This is a genomic window from Streptomyces sp. C (genome assembly GCF_000158895.1).
GTDB classification, from domain to species: domain Bacteria; phylum Actinomycetota; class Actinomycetes; order Streptomycetales; family Streptomycetaceae; genus Streptomyces; species Streptomyces racemochromogenes.
In genome coordinates this window covers 2,792,906-2,813,396 of the sequence record NZ_GG657750.1, presented here as the reverse complement: position 1 = coordinate 2,813,396, position 20,491 = coordinate 2,792,906, and the positions used below count along the sequence as shown (strand labels likewise).

Here is a 20,491-nt window from a genome sequence, read left to right as displayed (position 1 = left end):
CCGGCGGCGGGTGTGGTGCCGGGCGGTCGGTGCCGGAGGCCGGGCCGCGGGCGGTGGCCCGCGGCCCGGCCTTCAGGACCGGCGGAAGAGGGTCAGGAGACCTTCTTGGCGTTCTGGATGGTCTTGGCGAGGTCCTCGAGGAGCTGCGCGCACTTCTCGTACGAGTAGATCGGCTCGGTCACGCGCGGGGCGACCTGGCCGGCCTTGACGGCGGGCAGCTCGTTCCAGGTCGGCTTGGCCTTCAGGGCCTCGGGCTGCAGGGCCTGGGTGCGGTTGTCGAGCAGGACGACGTCGGCCTTGTACTTGCCGGCGTTCTCCCAGCTCAGGCTCTCGTAGAAGCCCTGCGGGTCCAGCTTGTCCTGCTCGGGGGAGACGAACTCGACGCCCAGGGTCTCGAAGTACTTCAGGTCGGCCGAGGTCTTCGGGGTGGAGACGTAGAAGAGCTGGTCGGCGCCGGAGCCGACGAGCACCTTGATGCCCGGGTTGGCCTTGACGGCCTCGCGGACCTTGGCGGAGGCGGCGTCGAAGCGGGCCTTGGCGTCGGCGGCCTTCTTGGAGTTCAGGTCGGCGCCGAGGGACTTGGCGAGGTCCGCGGTGCGCTCCAGGGCCTTGTCCATGCTGGCCTTGTCGCCCACGCCGATCGCGGCGGCCGGGGCCAGCTTCAGGATCTTGTCCTTGGAGGCCTCCGGGACGTACCAGTACGTGCCGTCCCAGGTGTTGGTGGCGAGCAGCTCGGGCTTGAGGGCCGCGTACTTCTCGACGTTGAACTCGTCGTAGACGTTGCCGAGGATCTCGACCTTGGAGATGTCCATGGATCCGGCCATCGGGTCGGGCTTGCCGTCGGCCAGCTTGGTCGGGCCGAAGACGCCCTTGACCTGCACGCCGTAGTCGTACAGCGCGGCGGCGGTGCCGGTGTAGGCCACGATGTTCTTCGGCGTGGACTTGGCACTGGCGGTCTTGTCCAGGTCGTCCTTGAAGCTCCACGCGCCCGAGGCGGCGGCCGTGCCGCCCTTGCCGCCCTCAGCGTCCTTCGCCTTGTCGTTGCCGCCGCACGCGGTGAGCGCGGCGACGAGGCCGAGGGCGCCGCCGGCGGCGACGAGACCGCGGCGGGAGAGGAACGTGGAGCTGGGCTTGGGCATGGGGAAGTCCGCTTTCGTGCGTGCAGGGGCGGCCGGGGGACCCGAGGCCGTTCGGTGGGAAGGTTAGCCTAACCTTGGCCGAAAACGATAAGGGGACCCTAATTTTTTTGGGTCCCCTCGTCGTTCCCCGTGCGCGGGGCGGGTGTTGCGTCAGCCGGCGAAGCCCAGTTCGCGGGCGATCAGCATGCGCTGCACCTCGCTCGTGCCCTCGCCGATCTCCAGGATCTTGGAGTCGCGCCACATGCGCGCCACCGGGTACTCGTTCATGAAGCCGTAGCCGCCGTGGATCTGCGTGGCGTCCCGGGCGTTGTCGACGGCGACCGTCGAGGAGTACAGCTTCGCGATCGCCGCCTCCTTCTTGAACGGCTCCCCGTGCACCAGCCGGGAGGCCGCGTCGCGCCAGCCGATGCGGGCCATGTGGGCGCGCGTCTCCATGTCGGCCAGCTTGAACTGGATGGCCTGGTTGTCGCCGATCGGCTTGCCGAAGGCCTGCCGCTCCTTGGCGTACTTCACCGACTCGTCGACGCAGCCCTGCGCCAGCCCCGTGGCCAGGGCCGCGATGGCGATCCGGCCCTCGTCGAGGATCCGCAGGAACTGGGCGTAGCCGCGGCCCTCCTGGCCCACCAGGTTGGCGAGCGGCACCCGCACGTCGTCGAAGGACAGCTCGCGGGTGTCGGAGGAGTTCCAGCCGACCTTGGAGTAGGGAGCGGCCACCGTGAAGCCCGGGGTGCCGGACGGGACGATGATCGAGGAGATCTCCGGGCGGCCGTCTGCCTTGCGGCCCGTCACGGCCGTGACGGTGACCAGGCCGGTGATGTCCGTACCGGAGTTGGTGATGAAGCACTTCGAGCCGTTGATCACCCACTCGTCGCCGTCGCGCACGGCCGTGGTGCGGGTGCCGCCCGCGTCACTGCCCGCACCGGGCTCGGTCAGGCCGAACGCGCCGAGCACCTCGCCCGAGCACAGCTTCGGCAGCCACTGCTGCTTCTGCTCCTCCGTGCCGAACAGGTACAGGGGCATGGCGCCCAGGGAGACGCCCGCCTCCAGGGTGATCGCGACCGAGGAGTCGACGCGGGCCAGCTCCTCCAGGGCGATGCCCAGGGCGAGGTAGTCGCCGCCCATGCCGCCGTACTCCTCCGGGAACGGCAGGCCGAACAGGCCCATGCGGCCCATCTCGCGGACGATCTCGTACGGGAACTCGTGCCGCTCGTACAGGGCGCCGATCTTCGGCGCGACCACGTCGTGCGCGAACGCCTCGACGGTGCGGCGGAGTTCCTCGTGCTCGGGGGTGAGCCGGTGGTCGAGGGACATGGTGTGACTACTCCTTGTGGGAGAGGGCGCGGACGGTACGGGAGGGGCTGGGGCGCCCCAGCTGTTCGGCCATCCACACGCTCGTGGCGGTGAGGGCGGCCAGGTCGACCCCGGTCTCGATGCCGAGGCCGTCGAGCATCCACACCAGGTCCTCGGTGGCGAGGTTGCCGGTGGCGCTCTTGGCGTACGGGCAGCCGCCGAGGCCGCCGGCGGACGCGTCGACCGTGGTTACGCCGTGCTGGAGCGCGGCGAGGGTGTTGGAGAGCGCCTGGCCGTAGGTGTCGTGGAAGTGCACGCCGATCCGGTCGGTCCCCACGCCCGCGGCGTTCAGCTCGGACAGCAGGGCCTGCACGTGGCCGGGCGTGGCGACGCCGATGGTGTCGCCGAGGCTCAGCTCGTCACAGCCGAGGTCGAGCAGGGCCTTCGCGACGCGGACCACCTGGTGGACCGGGACGGCCCCCTCCCAGGGATCCCCGAAGCACATCGAGAGGTAGCCCCGCACGTGCGCCTTCCCGGCCTTGGCGCGGGCCACGACGGGCTCGAACATGGCCAGGGACTCGGCGACGGTCCGGTTCAGGTTGCGGGCGGCGAAGGTCTCCGTGGCCGAACCGAACACGGCGATCCGGGTCGCTCCCAGGGCGAGCGCCCGGTCCAGGCCGCGTTCGTTGGGCACCAGGACCGGGAGCGCCGCGTCCACGTCGGAGAGGAGGGGGAAGAGCTCCTCGGCGTCCGCCAGTTGGGGCACCCACTTGGGGTGGACGAAGCTGGTGGCCTCGATGGTGGTCAGACCGGCGGCGGCGAGCCGGTGGACGAACTCGGCCTTCACCGCCGTCGGTACGGCCGTCTTCTCGTTCTGCAGCCCGTCGCGCGCGCCGACCTCGTGGATGCGGACGCGGGACGGGAGCCCGCCGGGGGCCGGGACGGTCATGGGCAGCCCGTTCACGAGGCCTCCTCCTCTTCGTCCGGGGTCACCACGGCCAGGACCTGGTCCATGGCCACGGTGGTGCCCGGGGTGACGTCGAGTTCGGTGACGGTGCCGGCGTGCGGGGCGGAGATGACGTGCTCCATCTTCATCGCCTCGACGACCAGCAGGCTCTGCCCGGCCGTGACCTTGTCGCCGACGGCCACCTTGACGACGGTGACGGTGCCGGGCATGGGGGCGGCGAGGGTGTCGGCCCCCGCCCTGCCGCTGCCGCTGAGGGATGCCGTGACGGGGTCGTACGTCTGGACGTGCCAGCTGTCGCCGTCACGGCCGAGCCAGACCCCGTCCGGGGAGGTGGCGTGGCTGAAGCGGTGGGTGACGCCGTCCAGTTCGAGGGTGAGGGTGTCGGGGGTGCGGGCCACGATCCGGGCTCGGGCCGGGCCGCTGGGGCTCTGCCCCAGACCCCGCGCCTCAATCGCCGGCGGGGCTTGATTTGCCGACCCGCCGTCGTCGCCTGCGGGAAGCAGGAGCTCCTGCTCGGTTCCCCGCAGCCGGGTGCGGATCTGCACCGGGTCCTGCCCGGGGAGGCGGAAGTGGTGCACCGTCCAGGCCGGAGTCCCGCCGAGGCGCCAGCCGCTCGGCACGTCGAACGGGTCCACCCACGCGGCGGAGCCGCCGGCCGTATCCAGCCCCGCCGGCGTTTGAGGCGCGGGGTCCGGGGCGGAGCCCCGGTTTCGGGAAGGGGCGGGGTGGGGGGAAGGAGCCAGCAGTGCGGCCGCCGCGTACACCTCCGGCGGGACGCCCTCGGGCAGGAGGGACGGGAGGTCCCGCTCCACCAGGCCCGTGTCCATGTCGCCGGACACCACGTCCGGGTGCGCGAGAAGGCGCCGCAGGAAGCCGGCGTTGGTCTGGACACCCAGGATCACGGTGTCCGCCAGCGCACCCCGCAGGACACGGAGTGCGGCGGCCCGGTCGGGCCCGTACGCGATGACCTTCGACAGCATCGGGTCGTACGTCGATCCCACCGGCACCCCGGCCGTCAGGCCGGAGTCGGTGCGCACCGCGCCGCCGTCCGGCTCCGACAGCGCCAGCACCGTGCCGCCGGACGGCAGGAACCCGCGCGCCGGGTCCTCCGCGCAGACGCGGGCCTCGATCGCGTGCCCGGTCAGCCGGATCCCGTCCTGGGTGACGGGCAGGGGCTCGCCGGAGGCGACCCGCAGCTGCTGCTCCACCAGGTCCAGGCCCGTGACCAGCTCGGTCACCGGGTGCTCCACCTGGAGGCGGGTGTTCATCTCCATGAAGTAGTACGAGGACGGGTCCCCGCCCGGGACGATGAACTCCACCGTGCCCGCGCCGACGTACCCGCACGAGCGCGCCGCCTCCACGGCCGCCGCGCCCATCGCCGCGCGGGTCTTCTCGTCCAGCAGGACCGAGGGGGCCTCCTCGATGACCTTCTGGTGGCGCCGCTGGAGGGAGCACTCGCGCTCGCCGAGGTGCACGACGTTCCCGTGGGCGTCGGCCAGCACCTGGATCTCGATGTGCCGGGGCCGGTCGATCCACCGCTCCACGAGCAGGGTGTCGTCGCCGAAGGAGGACTTCGCCTCGCGGCGGGCGGCCGCGATCTCCTCGGCGAGCAGCGCCTCGTCGCGCACCAGCCGCATGCCCTTGCCGCCGCCGCCCGCCGAGGGCTTGAGCAGGACCGGCATGCCGATCTCGGAGGCGGCCGCGGCCAGTTCGGCGTCCGTCAGGCCGCTGCCGGAGGAGCCCGGGACCACCGGGACGCCGGCCGCGCGGACCGTCTCCTTCGCCGTGATCTTGTCGCCCATCAGGGAGATGGCGGAGGCGGGCGGCCCGATGAAGGCCAGCCCGGCCTCCGTGCAGGCCGCCGCGAAGGCCGCGTTCTCGGCGAGGAAGCCGTAGCCGGGGTGGACGGCCTCGGCGCCGGTGCGCTTCGCGGCGTCCAGGAGCCGCTCCACCGACAGGTAGCTCTCGGCGGCGGCCGCCGGGCCGATCCGGACGGCCGTGTCGGCCTCCCGTACGTGGCGGGCGTCGGCGTCGGCGTCGCTGAAGACGGCGACGGAGCGGATGCCGAGCTGCCGCAGGGTGCGGATGACGCGTACCGCGATCTCGCCGCGGTTGGCGACCAGAACAGTGCTGAACATCGAAGGGGTCCTCACGTCACTCACGTCACATACGGAAGATGCCGAAGCCGGAGTCGCCCAGGGGGGCGTTCGCGCACGCGGTCAGGGCCAGCCCCAGCACCTGCCGGGTCTCCAGCGGGTCGATGACCCCGTCGTCCCACAGCCGCGCGGTGGCGTAGTAGGCGTTGCCCTGCTCCTCGTACTGCGCGCGGACCGGGGCCTTGAAGGCCTCCTCGTCCTCGGCGGGCCACTCCTGGCCGGCGCCCTCGATCTGGTCGCGCTTGACGGTGGCCAGCACCGAGGCGGCCTGCTCGCCGCCCATCACCGAGATCTTGGCGTTGGGCCACATCCACAGGAAGCGCGGCGAGTACGCCCGGCCGCACATCGAGTAGTTGCCCGCTCCGTAGCTGCCGCCGACGACCACGGTCAGCTTCGGTACCCGGGCGCAGGCCACGGCGGTGACCATCTTCGCGCCGTGCTTGGCGATGCCGCCCGCCTCGTAGTCGCGGCCGACCATGAAGCCGGAGATGTTCTGGAGGAAGAGCAGCGGGATGCCGCGCTGGTCGCACAGCTCGATGAAGTGGGCGCCCTTCTGGGCGGACTCGGCGAACAGGATGCCGTTGTTGGCGATGATGCCGACCGGGTGGCCGTGGATCCGGGCGAAGCCGGTGACCAGGGTCTGCCCGAACTCCGACTTGAACTCCTGGAAGCGGGAGCCGTCCACGACGCGGGCGATGATCTCGCGGGCGTCGTAGGGGGTGCGGGAGTCGACGGGGACCGCGCCGTACAGGCCGTACGGGTCGACCTTGGGCTCCTCGGGAGCCTCGACCGACCAGGGCAGGGCCCCGCGCGCGGGCAGGGTCGCCACGATGTTCCGTACGATCCGCAGCGCGTGCGCGTCGTCCTCCGCGAGGTGGTCGGTGACGCCGGAGACCCGCGAGTGGACCTCGCCGCCGCCGAGCTCCTCGGCCGTGACCACCTCACCGGTGGCGGCCTTCACCAGCGGCGGGCCGCCGAGGAAGATCGTGCCCTGGTTGCGGACGATGACGGCCTCGTCGCTCATCGCCGGGACGTACGCCCCGCCGGCCGTGCAGGAGCCGAGGACGGCGGCGATCTGCGGGATGCCGGCCCCGGACATGCGGGCCTGGTTGTAGAAGATCCGGCCGAAGTGCTCCCGGTCGGGGAAGACCTCGTCCTGCATGGGGAGGAAGGCGCCGCCGGAGTCGACCAGGTAGAGGCAGGGGAGACGGTTCTCCAGGGCCACCTCCTGGGCGCGCAGGTGCTTCTTCACGGTCATCGGGTAGTACGTGCCGCCCTTGACGGTCGCGTCGTTCGCGACGATCACGCACTCGCGCCCGCTGACCCGGCCGATGCCCGCGATCACCCCGGCGGCGGGGGCCGCGCCCCCGTACATGCCCTCGGCGGCCAGCGGCGCCAGCTCCAGGAAGGGGGAACCGGGGTCGAGGAGGGTGTCCACGCGGTCGCGGGGGAGCAGCTTCCCGCGCGCGGTGTGGCGGGCGCGGGCCTTCTCGCCGCCGCCGAGGCGGGCCGCGTCGAGCCGGGCGCGCAGGCCTTCGGCCAGTTCGCGGTGGGCGGCCTCATTGGTCCGCCAGGCCTCGGACGCCGGGTCCGCGGCGCTCGTCAGCACTGGTGCCTGCTGCATCGGTCGAGCTCCCTTGCTCGTGCACGCTTTGTTAATGACCGTTAACGCGTTTGGGCTTCAGGTTAACGAGCGCTAACCGCCCTGTCTAGAATGGATTTCCATGAGCACCAGAGCGGCCACCCCGACCCGTCGTGAGCAGATCCTCAGTGAGGCCGCTCGTCTCTTCGCGGAGCGCGGCTTCCACGGCGTCGGCGTGGACGAGATAGGGGCGGCGGTCGGCATCAGCGGCCCCGGCCTCTACCGGCACTTCGCCGGCAAGGACGCCATGCTCGCCGAGCTGCTCGTCGGGATCAGCGAGCGGCTGCTGACCGGCGGCCGGCGGCGCGTCGAGGAGGCGGCCGGGGACCCGGAGGCGATCCTCGCCTCCCTCGTCGAGGGGCACATCGACTTCGCCCTGGACGACCGGGCGCTGATCACCCTGCACGACCGCGAGCTCGACCGGCTGCGCGAGGCCGACCGCAAGCTGGTGCGCCAGCTCCAGCGGCAGTACGTCGAGCTGTGGGTGGAGGTCGTACGGGAACTGCACCCCGAGGTCGGCGAGGCGGAGGTACGGGTGGCCGTGCACGCCGTCTTCGGCCTGCTGAACTCCACCCCCCACCTGGCCGCGCCGGGCCGCGAGGCCACCGAGTCCCTGCTGCGCAGGCTGGCCAACGGGGCCTTCGGGGCGCTGTCGGGGTGAGGCCCGGCTCAAGGGGTGCTTGGTGGAACGGACGCCTCCGGGCGGGCGGCGGCAGAATGGGCCGCATGCCGAAGCCGATAGAGACGCCCGTACCCAGCCGCGCCGAACTCGTCGACCACCTGGTCCGCACGCGGATCGCGGGGCAGGTCGCCACCCCGCGCGAGAACAACCTCTCCCACTACCGCAAGCTCGCCAACGGCGACCGGCACTACTGGCTCGGCCTGGAGCTCGGCGACCGCTGGGCCGACGAGCAGGACGTGCTGGCCGTGATGGCCGAGCGCGTCGGCGTCGTCGACGACCCGGCCCACCGGGCCGGCCAGGACACCATCGACCCGGAACTGACCGTCGCCGGCCTGGACCGGATGGCGGCCCGGCTGCACAAGGCCGCGCTCGACCGGCACAGCGTGCTGTTCGCCACCGGCCACCCCGGTGGCCTGCTCGACGTCCACCGCGCCACCGCCGACGCGCTGCGCGCCGCGGGCTGCGAGATCGTCCGGATCCCGTCCGGCCTGGTCGCCGACGAGGGCTCGGTGTGGCAGTTCGCGGACGTGGCCGTGCTGGAGCGGGGCGCGACCCTGTGGCACACGCACTCCCCGGCCCCGATGGCCGCGATCCTGGACGGCCTGGCGGCGGAGGGCCGCCCGCAGCCGGACCTGGTCGTCGCCGACCACGGCTGGGCGGGCTGCGCGGCGCAGCGCGGGCTGGACGCGGTGGGGTACGCGGACTGCAACGACCCGGCGCTGTTCCTCGGCGAGGCGGAGGGCACCCTCCAGGTCGCCGTCCCCCTGGACGACCACGTCCGCGACCCGCGCTTCTACGACCCGATGGTGGCGTACCTCCTGTCGGCGGCGGGCCTGTTGTAGCCCCGGCCGGGCCGCCGCCCGTGCGGTGTCAGTGGGCGTCGGTAGCGTCGGCGGTATGGCCGATGACCCGCACCCGCTGTCCGTGCTCGACGTTCCCGGCGGCTTCGCCGGGCTGCCGCCCGGCGGGCTGGTGACCCGGGCGGTGCGCCGGGGGCGGTTGCGGCGGCGGCGGGACGAGCCGCTGCTGTGGCTCTCCGACGGGCCGGTGGAGACCCCGGCCGCCGCGCACCCGGCGCCCGCCGGGCTGCTGCCCGTACTGCTGCACGACCAGTACGGGCCCGAGCGGTGGTGGCAGGACGAGGACTACGTGGAGCCGGACCGCTGCTCCGACCCTGACGACCACGACGCCGAGACCGTGCTGCGGGAGTGGTGGGACGCCGTCGTCCCCGACCCGGAGGAGGGGGAGGAGGGCGCGGAGCTCATCGCCCCCTTCGGCCGGTCCTGGCCCGGCACCGCCCGGCCCGGGACCCCCGCCGCGGAGCCGCGGGCGGCCGCCGATGCGGTGGCGGGCGAGCTGTTCGCGCAGCGGTGGCTGGGCGACGGCCCCCGGCTCGCGCTGGCCCCGGCCGGGCGCGGGGCCGACGTACCCGCCGCGATCGGCTGGTGCGGCCCCGTCAACCACGACAACGACACCGCCCGCGTCTGCGCCGTCCTGCGCTCCTGGGAGGACCGTTTCGGCGCCCGCGTCCTCGCCATCGGCTTCGCCCGTCTCGACCTCTCGGTCGCGGCCCCGCCCCGCACGCTCGCCGAGGCCCTCCCGGTCGCCGCCGAGCACTTCGCGTTCTGCCCCGACAACGTCTGGCAGGGCTCCGGCACGGTCCGCGACTACGCCGCGGAGGCGCTGGTGGGCGCGGCCCACTGGTCGTTCTGGTGGGACTGACCGGTCAGCCGGCGTGGGGGCCGTTCCTGACCGGTCGGGTGTGGATCTTGGAGACGCAGGCCGGAAGGGCCGCGTCCGCCCCGTGGTCACGGGCCCGGTACGCGCTCGGGCTCTCGCCCACCAGCTCCGTGAACCGCGCGCTGAACGACCCCAGCGAGGTACAGCCCACCGCGAAGCACACCTCCGTCACCGACTGGTCGCCGCGCCGCAGCAGCGCCTTCGCCCGCTCGATCCGGCGCGTCATCAGGTAGCTGTACGGGGTCTCCCCGTAGGCGGCGCGGAAGCTGCGCGAGAAGTGCCCCGCCGACATCAGGGCGACCTGGGCCAGCGCGGTGACGTCGAGCGGCTCCGCGTAGTTGCGGTCCATCAGGTCGCGGGCCCGGCGCAGCCGGGCGAGGTCCTCCAGGTTCACCCGTTCAGTGTCTCTGATCAGCTTGGTGATCCTGTGGCAGACATGGTGTCTGGTTCGGGAATCTGTTCCCACCGTGGAGGGGTGGCGTGGGCGTGGAGGTGGAATCCGGCGCCCAGTGCCGCGCCTCGTGGCCGGTGTCGGCTAGTGGGGGGTGTGCTGATCGTCGTCACGCCCTGGTGCCGGTGGGCTGCGCGGGGCAGCCGTGCGCGGTCCGTGTGAGCGTGTCCCTCCGGACACTTTCCCACTCGGCCGAGGGGCCTGGCGGGGGAGGGCGTCCGGCGTCGCCTGGGCGTCGGACGTGTTGACTTGTTGACCCGAATGCCTTCGGGCGGCGCGACGCTCCATCCCAGACGACGCAGAGCCATCCACGCGTTCGACGGCAGCTTCCGCCCGCCCGCGTCCTCCCCGCAAGCCAGCGCATCCACACAGGCGGCGCTCCAGTGGCCGGCCAGCAGCTCGGCGACCATGGCGGCCACCAGACCAGCGGCCCAGCCGACCCGCTCCGCCAGCACCGAGACCGCCAACAGCTCACCGCTCTTCTCATCCACACCGGCCCGCAACAGACCACGGGCACAAGCAGTCCGGGCGGTCTGACCCACGGCGAGCGGCACCTTGCGACTCAACGCCCACCTCCCCTGCCGCCAGTGCTCTCATCCGACCAACGACACCGCCCGCGGAAGGTCACCCATTCGACCAGCAAACCCACATCCGCCACCGCCCACCGCAGGACACCACGGCGAGAGCACAACACGATCACCATGGATCCCCAAGGGACTGCGTCAGCCTTGCACAGGAGGCGTCGGGGCCGGCGTCGGGTCCAGGTAGACCCGGCGGACCGCCGGCCACCGTTCCCGCAGCTGGTCCTCCGCGTCCTCGCAGGCCGCCTCCACCTGCCGGGCCGACGCCAGGTCGTGGAAGTCCACCTTCGCCGCGATCAGCACCTCGTCCGGCCCCTGCACCAGGGTGGTCAGCTCCAGCACCCCCTCGATGTGCGGGACCGACAGCAGTTCCTCGCGCACCTCCGCCCGCATCGCCGCGGGCAGCGGCCGCCCGATCAGGTACTGCGCGTTCGAGCGCCCCAGCTCCCACGCCACCGCCACCAGCAGCACCCCGATCAGCAGCGAGGCGACCCCGTCGTAGACGCCCGACCCCGTCAGCTGCGCCCCCAGCAGCCCGCCCGCCGCCAGCGCGAGGCCGGCCAGTGCGGCGGTGTTCTCCAGCAGGACCGCCTTCACGGCCGTGTCCGGGGTGTGCTTCACGTACATCCCCAGCGGCGCCCGCATCCGCGCCGCCTCGCCCGTCACCTGCCGCCAGGCCACCAGCAGCGAGTAGCCCTCCAGGACGAACGCGACCGCGAGGACGGCGTACGAGAACGCCGGGTCGCCGGGATCCTCGCCGTGCACCAGGGTGTGGATCCCGTCGTAGACGGCGAAGACCGCACCGCCCGCGAACGTGGCGATCGAGGCGAGGAGCGCCCAGATGTAGCGCTCGGGCCCGTAGCCCAGCGGGTGCGCCTCGTCGGCGGGGCGGGCGCTGCGTTTCAGGGAGGCCAGCAGCAGCACCTCGGTGACCGTGTCGGCCACCGAGTGCGCGGCCTCGGACAGCATCGCGCTGGACCCGCTGACGATCCCGGCGACGGCCTTCGCGGCGGCGATGGCCAGGTTGGTGACCACGGCGACGACCACCGTGGCGACGCTCTCGGATCCCGCCCCGTCGGCTGCGACGTCGGATTCGGCTACGACCGGCATGGGGCGACGGTATGTCCGCTCAGCCGCGCGGGACGCGCACGACACCTTCCTGGATGACCGTGACCGCCAGGCGGCCGTCCTGGGTCCAGATGCGGGCCTGGCCCAGGCCCCGGCCGGCGGACGCCGAGGGGGACTCCTGGTCGTACAGGAGCCACTCGTCGGCCCGGAAGGGGCGGTGGAACCACATGGCGTGGTCCAGGGAGGCGCCGACCACGTCGCCGACCGCCCAGCCGCCCCGGCCGTGCGCGAGGAGCACCGAGTCCAGCAGCGTCATGTCGGACACGTAGGTGGCCAGGCAGATGTGCAGCAGCGGGTCGTCCGCGAGCTTGCCCTGGGTGCGGAACCAGACCTGGGAGCGCGGCTCCAGCGGCTCGCCGACCGAGCCCCACGGCGGGGTGGTCGCGTACCGCAGGTCCACGGCGCCGCGGGCCTCCAGCAGCCGCTCGACCGTGCCCGGGTCCCGGAAGATCTCCCGGTAGGCGGGCAGCGCCTCGGCGGCCGTCGGCAGGGACTCGGGATCCGGTGCCGCCGGCATCGGGGCCTGGTGCTCCATGCCCTCCTCGTACGTCTGGAAGGACGCGGAGAGGTGGAAGATCGGCTGTCCGTGCTGGACGGCGACCACGCGGCGGGTGGTGAAGGACCGCCCGTCGCGGATCCGGTCCACGGAGTACACGATCGGCGCGCCGGAGTCGCCGGTGCGCAGGAAGTACGAGTGGAGCGAGTGCGGCAGCCGGTCCGCGGGCACCGTGCGGCCGGCCGCGACCAGTGCCTGGGCCGCGACCTGGCCGCCGAACACGCGCGGCACCAGGGAGGTGCGGCTCGTGCCGCGGAAGATGTCCTCCTCGATCTGCTCCAGGTCGAGCAGATCGAGGAGGTCCGCCAGCGAGTCGTTCAAGTGGGTCAGAGACCCATCGACTTGGCGATGATCGACTTCATGATCTCGCTGGTGCCGCCGTAGATGCGGTTGACGCGGTTGTCGGCGTACAGGCGGGCGATCGGGTACTCGTTCATGTAGCCGTAGCCGCCGTGCAGCTGGAGGCAGCGGTCGATGACGCGGTGCGCGACCTCGGTGCAGAAGAGCTTCGCGGAGGCGGCCTCGGCCGGGGTCAGCTCGCCGGCGTCCAGGGCCTCCAGCGCGCGGTCGGCGACGGCCTGGGCCGCGTCCACCTCGGCCTGGCAGGCGGCCAGCTCGAACTTGGTGTTCTGGAAGTGCGAGACCGGCTTGCCGAAGACGGTGCGGTCGGTGACGTACTGCTGGGCGAACCGGACGGCCGCGGCGGCCTGGGCGTAGGCGCCGAAGGCGATGCCCCAGCGCTCGGAGGCCAGGTTGTGGCCGAGGTAGTAGAAGCCCTTGCCCTCCTCGCCGAGGAGGTCCTCGACCGGGACCTTGACGTCGACGAACGCCAGCTCGGCGGTGTCGGAGGTCTTCAGGCCCAGCTTGTCGAGCTTGCGGCCGATCGAGTAGCCCTCGGACTTGGTGTCCACGGCGAAGAGGGAGATGCCGAAGCGGCGGTCCTCGGCCGAGGGGGCGGAGGTGCGGGCGCAGACGATCACGCGGTCGGCGTGCACGCCGCCGGTGATGAAGGTCTTGGCGCCGTTGAGGACGTAGTGGGTGCCGTCCTCGGAGAGCTTGGCGGTGGTCTTCATGCCCGCGACGTCGGAGCCGGTGCCCGGCTCGGTCATCGCCAGCGCCCACATCTCCTCACCGGAGACGAAGTTCGGGAGGAAACGCTTCTTCTGCTCGTCGGTGGCGAGCATCTTGATGTAGGGCAGGGCGAGCAGCACGTGCACGCCGGAGCCGCCGAAGTTGACGCCCGCGCGGGAGGTCTCTTCGTAGAGGACGGCCTCGAACTTGTGGGTGTCCAGGCCCGCGCCGCCGAACTCCTCGGGCACGTTGATGCCGAAGATGCCCAGCTCGCCGAGCTTGTAGTAGAAGTCGCGCGGCGCCTGGCCGGCCTGGAACCACTCGTCGTAGACGGGGACGACCTCGGCCTCGATGAAGGCGCGGAGGGTCTCGCGGAACGCCTCGTGGTCCTCGTTGAACACCGTACGGCGCACGGCCGGCTCCCTTCGTCGCGGCGGTCCGCCGCCCATGTCTAAGCGCTTGCTCATAGCTAAGTTACCGGCGGGTTGTGGATCCTGTCCATAGCGGGTCGGTCACACCGCCCGACGCCGGCCGGGGCGGGCGAGACTTTGCGGACACCCCCTAGGGAAGGCGGCGCAGCGCGAACCACAGCTCCATCCGGGTGTCCGGGTCGTCGAGGTCCCGGTCCAGCAGGGCCGCGCAGCGGGCGATGCGCTGGCGGACGGTGTTGCGGTGCACGCCGAGGGCCGCCGCGCTGCGGTCCCAGCTGCCGTGGTGGGCCAGCCAGCCGCGCAGGGTGTCCCGCAGCGCGGGGGAGAGGGGCTCCAGCAGGGCCTCGGCGTGGGCCCGCGCCTCGGCGTCGCCGACCAGGCCCGCGAAGCCGGGGTCCGCGTGCCGGGACAGCGGGGTCCGCGCCGCCTCGGCACGGGCCAGGGCGCGGCGGGCCTGCGCCGCGGCGGTGGCCAGGGCGCCGGGCGCGGCCGGGGCGCTGACCCCGAGCCGCCAGCCGGGCTGCGGGCCGGGCTCGCGGTCGGTGAGCAGGCGTACGCCGTCCCCGCGCGGGTCCAGCAGTACGGTGCCCAGCGCGGCGGCGAGGGCCCCCGGGTCGCCGCCGCCGCGGGCGTGGACCGCGTACCAGGGCCCGGGCGCGAGCGCCCCGGCCGGATCCCCGTCCAGCAGCAGCCGGGTCAGGGCCGCGGCCTCGTCCCCGGCGGGGCGCTCCGCGGTGACCAGGCTCAGCAGTACGGCGGCGATGGAGGCGATGGTGTGGTCCCCGGGGGTCCGCCCCGGGGTGGCCAGAGCCAGCACCCGCCCGCCGCCGACGGCGTACGCGGCCAGGCTCGTCGCGCCGAGCGAGTCGGTGGCGGTGGCCGCGGCCCCGGGCCCCACCCGCCGCACCAACGCGGCCACGGCCCCGAGCACCTCCGCGTCCGGAACGCCCCCGGCGGCGACGGCCCCGGCGCCTCCGCCGGTCGCGAGTGTCGCGGGTGTCGCGGGGACACCCGGCGCGAAGCTGCGTCCTGGGCGGCGCCCAGGGCGGCTCCGGTGGCCCGGGCGGTACCGGAGTTCCGGGTTCTCCCGGCGTCGCCGGCCGGCCCGGCGGCGCCGGGGGCCGCGGGTGCCGGCCCGGCACCCGGGCCGGCGGGTCCCGCCGACTCCGCCTTCCCGGGCCGCCCCGCGGCCGCCCCGACGGCCCCCGCCGGGTCGGGGGCCGGGTCGGCGCCCGGGGCGAGGAGGGCCGCCCAGCCGCCCAGGCTCGCCGCCAGGCGGGACAGCAGGGCCGGGACCGGGTCCGGGCGGGCCGCGGCCGCCGCCAGGGCCTGCTGCGCCTCCGCGACCCGGCGCAGCTCCCGCGTGCGCGCCTCCGCCATCAGCCGCCCGACGCTGCGGGCGACCGCCGTGAACGGGGTCCCGGGCGGCACCTCGACCAGCGGCAGCCCGTACCGCTCGCACGCCTCGGCCAGGCCCGGCGGCACCACCTCGTGCACCGGGGTCACACCGAAGCCGAGCGCGGCGGCCCCGGCGCGGGCCAGCCGGCCGACGTAGGCGGCGGCGCCGGCCTCCGTCAGCTCGGCCCCGGCCGTCAGCAGGAGCTCGCCGCCCAGCAGGTACGGGGAGGGGTCCGCCATCTCGGAGGCGTGCACCCCGTGCACCTCCGCCACCGCCGGACCCGCGAGGTGCCGCAGCCCGAGCCCCCGCTCGCCGAGCAGCGCCGCCAGCCCCACGGGCGGCGTCATCGGCTCACCGGCGGGCGCCGACGACGGCACCCCCGCCCGCGGCCCGTCGCCGGGGTTCGAGGGGACCGGGACATCCGCCATGGATACTCCGTACATTCCAGTGCTGCCAGATGGATGAAACGTACCCTCCCCACCCCCGCACGGCACGCTTACGCTCGAAGGACCGCACCAGCAGGACCACCAGAAGGGCACCCCCCATGAGCACGCAGCCGCGCGGCCCCGTCGACTCCTCCCGCATCCCGCGCTACGCGGGCCCGGCGACCTTCGCCCGCCTGCCGCGCCTCGACGAGGTCGGCTCCGCCGACGTCGCCGTCGTCGGCGTGCCCTTCGACTCCGGCGTCTCCTACCGCCCCGGCGCCCGCTTCGGCGGCAACGCCATCCGCGAGGCCTCCCGCCTGCTGCGCCCGTACAACCCGGCCCAGGACGCCTCCCCCTTCGCCCTCGCGCAGGTCGCGGACGCCGGTGACATCGCGGTGAACCCCTTCAACATCAACGAGGCCGTCGAGACGGTCGAGGCCGCCGCCGACGAGCTCCTCGGCAACGGCTCCCGCCTGATGACCCTCGGCGGCGACCACACCATCGCCCTCCCCCTGCTGCGCTCGGTCGCGAAGAAGCACGGCCCGGTCGCCCTGCTCCACTTCGACGCCCACCTCGACACCTGGGACACCTACTTCGGCGCCGAGTACACCCACGGCACCCCGTTCCGCCGCGCCGTCGAAGAGGGCATCCTCGACACCGAGGCGCTCTCCCACGTCGGCACCCGCGGCCCGCTGTACGGCAAGCAGGACCTCGACGACGACGCCAAGATGGGCTTCGGCATCGTCACCTCCGCCGACGTCTACCGCCGCGGCGCCGACGAGGTCGCCGACCAGCTGCGCCAGCGCATCGGCGACCGCCCGCTGTACATCTCCATCGACATCGACGTGCTCGACCCGGCCCACGCGCCCGGCACCGGCACGCCGGAGGCCGGCGGCATGACCTCCCGCGAGCTGCTGGAGATCATCCGCGGCCTGTCGTCCTGCAACCTGGTTTCGGCCGACGTCGTCGAGGTCGCCCCGGCGTACGATCACGCGGAGATCACCTCGGTCGCGGCCTCGCACACCGCGTACGAGCTGACCACGATCATGAGCCGTCAGATCGCCGCCTCCCGCCAGGGCTGAACCCCCGGCACGGCGGCGGGGACGGTGCGGCAGCCGAGCACGAAGGGCACCACACACCCGTGACGCACGACCACGACCTGGTACTCCGTCCCACCGAGGCCCAGACGGCGGCCGCCCTGGCGCCGCCGCCGGGCCGCACGGGCGGGGACCTGGTCGTGGAGACGCTGCGCGGGCTCGGCGCCACCACCGTCTTCGGCCTGCCCGGCCAGCACGCGCTGGGCCTCTTCGACGCCGTCGGCCGCTCCGACCTGCGCCTGGTCACCCTGCGCACGGAGAACAACGCCGGCTTCGCCGCCGACGCGTACGGCCGGCTCACCGGCGAGGCCGTGCCGCTGCTGCTCTCCACCGGGCCCGGGGCACTGATGTCCCTGCCCGCCCTCGCGGAGGCGGCGGCCGCCTCCGCCCCCGTCCTCGCGATCTCCTCCCAGGTCCCCACCGCGGGCCTGGGCGGGGGCCGCCGGGGCCACCTGCACGAGCTGCGGGACCAGTCGGCGTCCTTCCGCGAGGTGGTCAAGTCCGTCCACACCGCCCGCACCCCCTCCCAGATCCCCTCCGCGGTCGCCGAGGCCTGGGAGTCCGCGCTCACCGCCCCGCACGGCCCGGTCTGGGTGGAGATCCCCGAGGACGTGCTGCGCGCCGAGACGCTGATCCCCGAGGTCACCGGCTTGGACGCGACCCCGCACGAGACGGCCCCGCGCCCGGAGCTCACCGCGCTGGCCGCGCACTGGCTCTCGAAGGCCTCCCGCCCCGTGATCATCGCGGGCGGCGGCGTGGTCCGCGCCGACGCCGCCGGCAAGCTCCGGCAGCTCGCGGAGCGCCTGAACGCCCCCGTCGTCACCACCTTCGGCGGCAAGGGCGCCTTCCCCTGGAACCATCCGCTCTCCCTCCGGTCCTGGATGGAGGACCGCCACACGACGGACTTCCTGGAGGACGCGGACGTCCTCCTCGTCGTCGGCTCCGGCCTGGGCGAGCTGTCCTCGAACTACCACACGTTCTTCCCCACCGGCCGGGTCGTCCAGATCGAGGCGGACCTCGGCAAGCTGGAGTCCAACCACCCGGCCCTCGGCATCCACGCCGACGCCCGCCTCGCCCTCCAGGCCCTCCTGGAGACGGTCGAACCCCGTGAGGACGACGAGGCCCCCGAGCGGGTCCGCGCGCTCCTCGCCGCGGTCGAGGACCGCCTCGCCCCGCAGGACGTCACCCTCGAACGGGAACTGCTGGACTCCATCAGGCAGGCCCTCCCGCCCCGCTCCCCGTCCTTCTGGGACATGACGATCCTGGCCTACTGGGCCTGGTCCGCGTTCGACCCGAAGCACCCGAACACCATGCACTCGGCGCAGGGCGCGGGCGGCCTCGGCTACGCCTTCCCGGCGGCCCTGGGCGCGGCGGTCGCCGAGCCCGGCACCCCGGTCCTCGCGGTCTCCGGCGACGGCGGCGCCATGTACTCCCTCTCGGAGCTGGCCACCGCGAAGGAACACGACCTGGACGTCACCTGGCTGATCGTCGACGACGGCGGCTACGGCATCCTCCGCGAGTACATGACGGCCTCCTTCGACGGCCGCACGACGGCCACCGAACTGGCCCGCCCGGACTTCACCGCCCTGGCCGCCTCCTTCGGCGTCCCGGCGTCCACCACCACCCCGGCCACCCTCCGCGAGGACCTCACCCGGGCCCTGAAGACCCCGGGCCCCTCCCTCCTGGTCCTCCCGGCCACCCTCAAGATGTTCGCCCCGACGCACCTCTGAGACCCATTGCGTGCTCCCGTCCTCGTTCCTATGCTTCATATGAGACGGGGATAGGAGGCATATATGTCCAACCTCTACATGGAAGTCGACGACGAGGCCCTCGCGGAGGCGGCGGCCATACTCGGCACGAAGTCGAAGAAGGACACCGTCAACGCGGCCCTCCACGAGGTCGCCCGCAGGCGCAAGCGCCTCGAAGCGCTGGAGCGGCTCGTGGAGATGGGCGAGCGGGGCGACTTCGACGTCCTCCTCGACAAGGCCGACTACCGTCGATGAGCCCGGTCACGTATCTGATCGACACCTCCGCGGTGGTGCGGGTCCTGACCAACGAGGACGTGCGCAAGGCCTGGCGCGACCACCTCGCCGAGGGGGTCATCGGCATCTGTGAGGTGACGGAGCTGGAGATCCTCTTCTCGGCCAAGTCGCTCGCCGACCGTCTGGAGAAGGAAGCGCTGCTGGGCGAGCTCTTCAACTGGACGCCCGTGCCCGAGAGCGTCTACGTCCGCGCCCGCGCGGTGCAGCGTCTGCTCACCGGCCGGGGTGAGCACCGCAGCGCCGGCCCGGTCGATCTGCTCGTCGCGGCGACCGCCGAACTCACCGGCCTCACACTGCTGCACTACGACAAGGATTTCGACGCCATCGCGCGGGCGACGGGCCAGCCCACCCGCTGGGTGGCCCGCCCGGGCGAGGCCTAGGGCATCACTCGGCCTTCAGCCGGGCGCTGGTCCATGCCAGGGCCGGGGGGATCTCGCGGTTCCAGGTGTTGAAGTTGTGGCCGCCCCGGTCGAGGGTGATCGACGAGACGTGGGCCGGGTCCTTCACGGCCTTGACGAACTGCTGCGTCGGCCGGAGGTTGCTCTCGCCCTGGAGTGAGGTGGTGACCAGGAACGACGCGTTCGGCTGGGGCCGGTTGGCCAGGTGCCACAGCAGGTCGGAACGTTTCTCCTCGTCCTTGTTCCCGTGGAACAGGTCACCGGAGTCCGCGTCGACCTCCGGCTTGTAGTCCGCCGAGAGGCCGACGCCCGCCGCGTACGTCTCCGGGTGCTGGAGGGTCATCTTCAGGGCGCAGTAGCCGCCCGTCGAGTCGCCGATGATCGCCCAGTTCCGGGCTGCGGTGCCGACCCGGTAGTGGCTCGCGACGGTCCGGGGGACGTCCGTGCCGAAGAAGGTCTCGCTCTGCGGGCCGCCGCCGGGGACGTCGACGCACTGGCTGTTGGACGGGCCGACCACCGGCCGCATCATCACCAGGATCATCGGCTGCATCTTCTTCTGCCGGGCCTGCGTCCAGGCCGTCTTCGGGTACCGCAGCCCCTTCAGCAGGTTCTCCGCCGTGCCCGGGTAACCCGTCAGGACCACGGCCGCCGGGAACCTGCGCTGCTCGGAGCCCTTCTGGAAGTACTCCGGCGGCAGGTACACGTACGCCTGGGCCGCCACCCCCGACCGCTGCCCGTGCAGGGTCACCTTCTCGATCACCCCGCCCGACCGCGGGTCGCCCCCGCCCGGGACGTCCGGCGCCTGCCGCCCCAGCACCTGCACGGCCGCCCCGCCGGCCACGGCCTCCTGGCGCGGCGCCCCGGCGGCCAGGTCCTGCCACGAGCCGTAGATCAGGAAGCTCCGGTTGGCCGCGAGCGCGACCGAGGAGAACAGGAGCACCTGGACCAGGAGCAGCAGCCCGAAGCGCCCCAGGACCGGTCCCCGGTTCCCTCCCGCCAGCCGCGGCCACAGCCACACCGTCGCCGCGAACGCCAGCACCGTGCACAGCACGGCACCCGCCAGGAGCGTGCCACTCGTCAGACCCATGAACCGGCGAAACCTTCCAACAAGCCCAGAGCACCGCCAACCGGTGCGCACCCGGCTAGAGCGCCCCCGGGGCCCATCGGTTCCCGCCGCCCGCCCCCCTCCAGCGCGGGTCGAGCGGCCGGCGGTCCCCTGGACGGCCGCCGCCCCCGGGCGCCGTCCGGACACCGGTGCGATTGTTGCGGTGGGATGAAATCCGCCGGTGGGGGCGT

General features: G+C 73.3%; 17 protein-coding genes and 1 pseudogene. 7 read left to right on the top strand and 11 right to left on the bottom strand.

Going from position 1 to position 20,491, the window contains the following annotated elements; translation table 11 throughout:
* Positions 1-92: 92 nt before the first annotated feature.
* The 5 genes from SSNG_RS12425 to SSNG_RS12405 all read right to left on the bottom strand — a co-directional run bounded on the left by SSNG_RS12425 (position 93) and on the right by SSNG_RS12405 (position 7,176).
* Entirely contained in the window at positions 93-1,139 is a 1,047-nt protein-coding gene (locus SSNG_RS12425; RefSeq protein ID WP_007264177.1) for an ABC transporter substrate-binding protein, read from the bottom strand.
* A gap of 150 nt (positions 1,140-1,289) precedes the next feature.
* Positions 1,290-2,450, bottom strand: a complete 1,161-nt coding sequence (locus SSNG_RS12420) for an acyl-CoA dehydrogenase family protein (RefSeq protein ID WP_007264176.1) — start codon at positions 2,448-2,450, stop codon at positions 1,290-1,292.
* Between the two features lie 7 nt (positions 2,451-2,457).
* Positions 2,458-3,378 (bottom strand): hydroxymethylglutaryl-CoA lyase, encoded by a 921-nt coding sequence (locus tag SSNG_RS12415; RefSeq protein WP_042803384.1) that lies wholly within the window; start codon positions 3,376-3,378, stop codon positions 2,458-2,460.
* Between the two features lie 11 nt (positions 3,379-3,389).
* The gene (locus SSNG_RS12410; protein ID WP_007264174.1) at positions 3,390-5,534 is read right to left on the bottom strand and encodes an acetyl-CoA carboxylase biotin carboxylase subunit; all 2,145 of its coding nucleotides are present in this window, start codon (positions 5,532-5,534) and stop codon (positions 3,390-3,392) included.
* Positions 5,535-5,559: 25 nt separating this feature from the next.
* Entirely contained in the window at positions 5,560-7,176 is a 1,617-nt protein-coding gene (locus SSNG_RS12405; RefSeq protein WP_007264173.1) for a carboxyl transferase domain-containing protein, read from the bottom strand.
* 100 nt (positions 7,177-7,276) lie between these two features.
* Here SSNG_RS12405 and SSNG_RS12400 point away from each other — a divergent pair, with 100 nt between their 5' ends.
* The 3 genes from SSNG_RS12400 to SSNG_RS12390 are packed head-to-tail and all read left to right on the top strand — an operon-like array spanning position 7,277 to position 9,598.
* On the top strand, positions 7,277-7,855 hold the full coding sequence (locus SSNG_RS12400) for a TetR/AcrR family transcriptional regulator (protein ID WP_007264172.1): 579 nt from the start codon (positions 7,277-7,279) through the stop codon (positions 7,853-7,855).
* Positions 7,856-7,911: 56 nt separating this feature from the next.
* On the top strand, positions 7,912-8,718 hold the full coding sequence (locus SSNG_RS12395) for a phosphatase (RefSeq protein ID WP_007264171.1): 807 nt from the start codon (positions 7,912-7,914) through the stop codon (positions 8,716-8,718).
* A gap of 55 nt (positions 8,719-8,773) precedes the next feature.
* The gene (locus SSNG_RS12390; RefSeq protein ID WP_007264170.1) at positions 8,774-9,598 is read left to right on the top strand and encodes a DUF4253 domain-containing protein; all 825 of its coding nucleotides are present in this window, start codon (positions 8,774-8,776) and stop codon (positions 9,596-9,598) included.
* Between the two features lie 4 nt (positions 9,599-9,602).
* Here the strand turns inward: SSNG_RS12390 and SSNG_RS12385 are convergent, their stop codons facing one another.
* The 5 genes and pseudogenes from SSNG_RS12385 to SSNG_RS43715 all read right to left on the bottom strand — a co-directional run.
* A complete protein-coding gene (locus SSNG_RS12385; protein WP_042800912.1) occupies positions 9,603-10,010 on the bottom strand; it encodes a helix-turn-helix transcriptional regulator in 408 nt (135 codons plus the stop codon).
* A 779-nt stretch (positions 10,011-10,789) separates the two neighbouring features.
* On the bottom strand, positions 10,790-11,758 hold the full coding sequence (locus tag SSNG_RS12380) for a cation diffusion facilitator family transporter (RefSeq protein ID WP_007264168.1): 969 nt from the start codon (positions 11,756-11,758) through the stop codon (positions 10,790-10,792).
* A gap of 19 nt (positions 11,759-11,777) precedes the next feature.
* Complete coding sequence (gene tesB / locus SSNG_RS12375) at positions 11,778-12,653, bottom strand: acyl-CoA thioesterase II (RefSeq protein WP_007264167.1); 876 nt, start codon at positions 12,651-12,653, stop codon at positions 11,778-11,780.
* Between the two features lie 5 nt (positions 12,654-12,658).
* Positions 12,659-13,816, bottom strand: a complete 1,158-nt coding sequence (locus SSNG_RS12370; protein WP_007264166.1) for an acyl-CoA dehydrogenase family protein — start codon at positions 13,814-13,816, stop codon at positions 12,659-12,661.
* Positions 13,817-13,967: 151 nt separating this feature from the next.
* A pseudogene (locus tag SSNG_RS43715) lies at positions 13,968-15,580 on the bottom strand (PucR family transcriptional regulator ligand-binding domain-containing protein); the annotation flags it as partial.
* 197 nt (positions 15,581-15,777) lie between these two features.
* Here SSNG_RS43715 and speB point away from each other — a divergent pair.
* The 4 genes from speB (at position 15,778) to SSNG_RS12345 (ending at position 19,177) form a co-directional block, all read left to right on the top strand.
* The gene (gene speB, locus SSNG_RS12360; RefSeq protein WP_007264163.1) at positions 15,778-16,740 is read left to right on the top strand and encodes an agmatinase; all 963 of its coding nucleotides are present in this window, start codon (positions 15,778-15,780) and stop codon (positions 16,738-16,740) included.
* Positions 16,741-16,799: 59 nt separating this feature from the next.
* Positions 16,800-18,485, top strand: coding sequence for a thiamine pyrophosphate-binding protein (locus tag SSNG_RS12355; RefSeq protein WP_007264162.1), 1,686 nt, complete (start codon positions 16,800-16,802; stop codon positions 18,483-18,485).
* Positions 18,486-18,548: 63 nt separating this feature from the next.
* Complete coding sequence (locus SSNG_RS12350; RefSeq protein WP_007264161.1) at positions 18,549-18,758, top strand: type II toxin-antitoxin system VapB family antitoxin; 210 nt, start codon at positions 18,549-18,551, stop codon at positions 18,756-18,758.
* The gene (locus SSNG_RS12345) at positions 18,755-19,177 is read left to right on the top strand and encodes a PIN domain nuclease (protein WP_007264160.1); all 423 of its coding nucleotides are present in this window, start codon (positions 18,755-18,757) and stop codon (positions 19,175-19,177) included. Before SSNG_RS12350 ends, SSNG_RS12345 begins: the two co-directional genes overlap by 4 nt.
* 4 nt (positions 19,178-19,181) lie before the next feature.
* On the opposite strand, the gene SSNG_RS12340 is transcribed toward SSNG_RS12345, so the two are convergent.
* The gene (locus SSNG_RS12340; RefSeq protein ID WP_007264159.1) at positions 19,182-20,282 is read right to left on the bottom strand and encodes an alpha/beta hydrolase-fold protein; all 1,101 of its coding nucleotides are present in this window, start codon (positions 20,280-20,282) and stop codon (positions 19,182-19,184) included.
* Positions 20,283-20,491 lie beyond the last annotated feature (209 nt).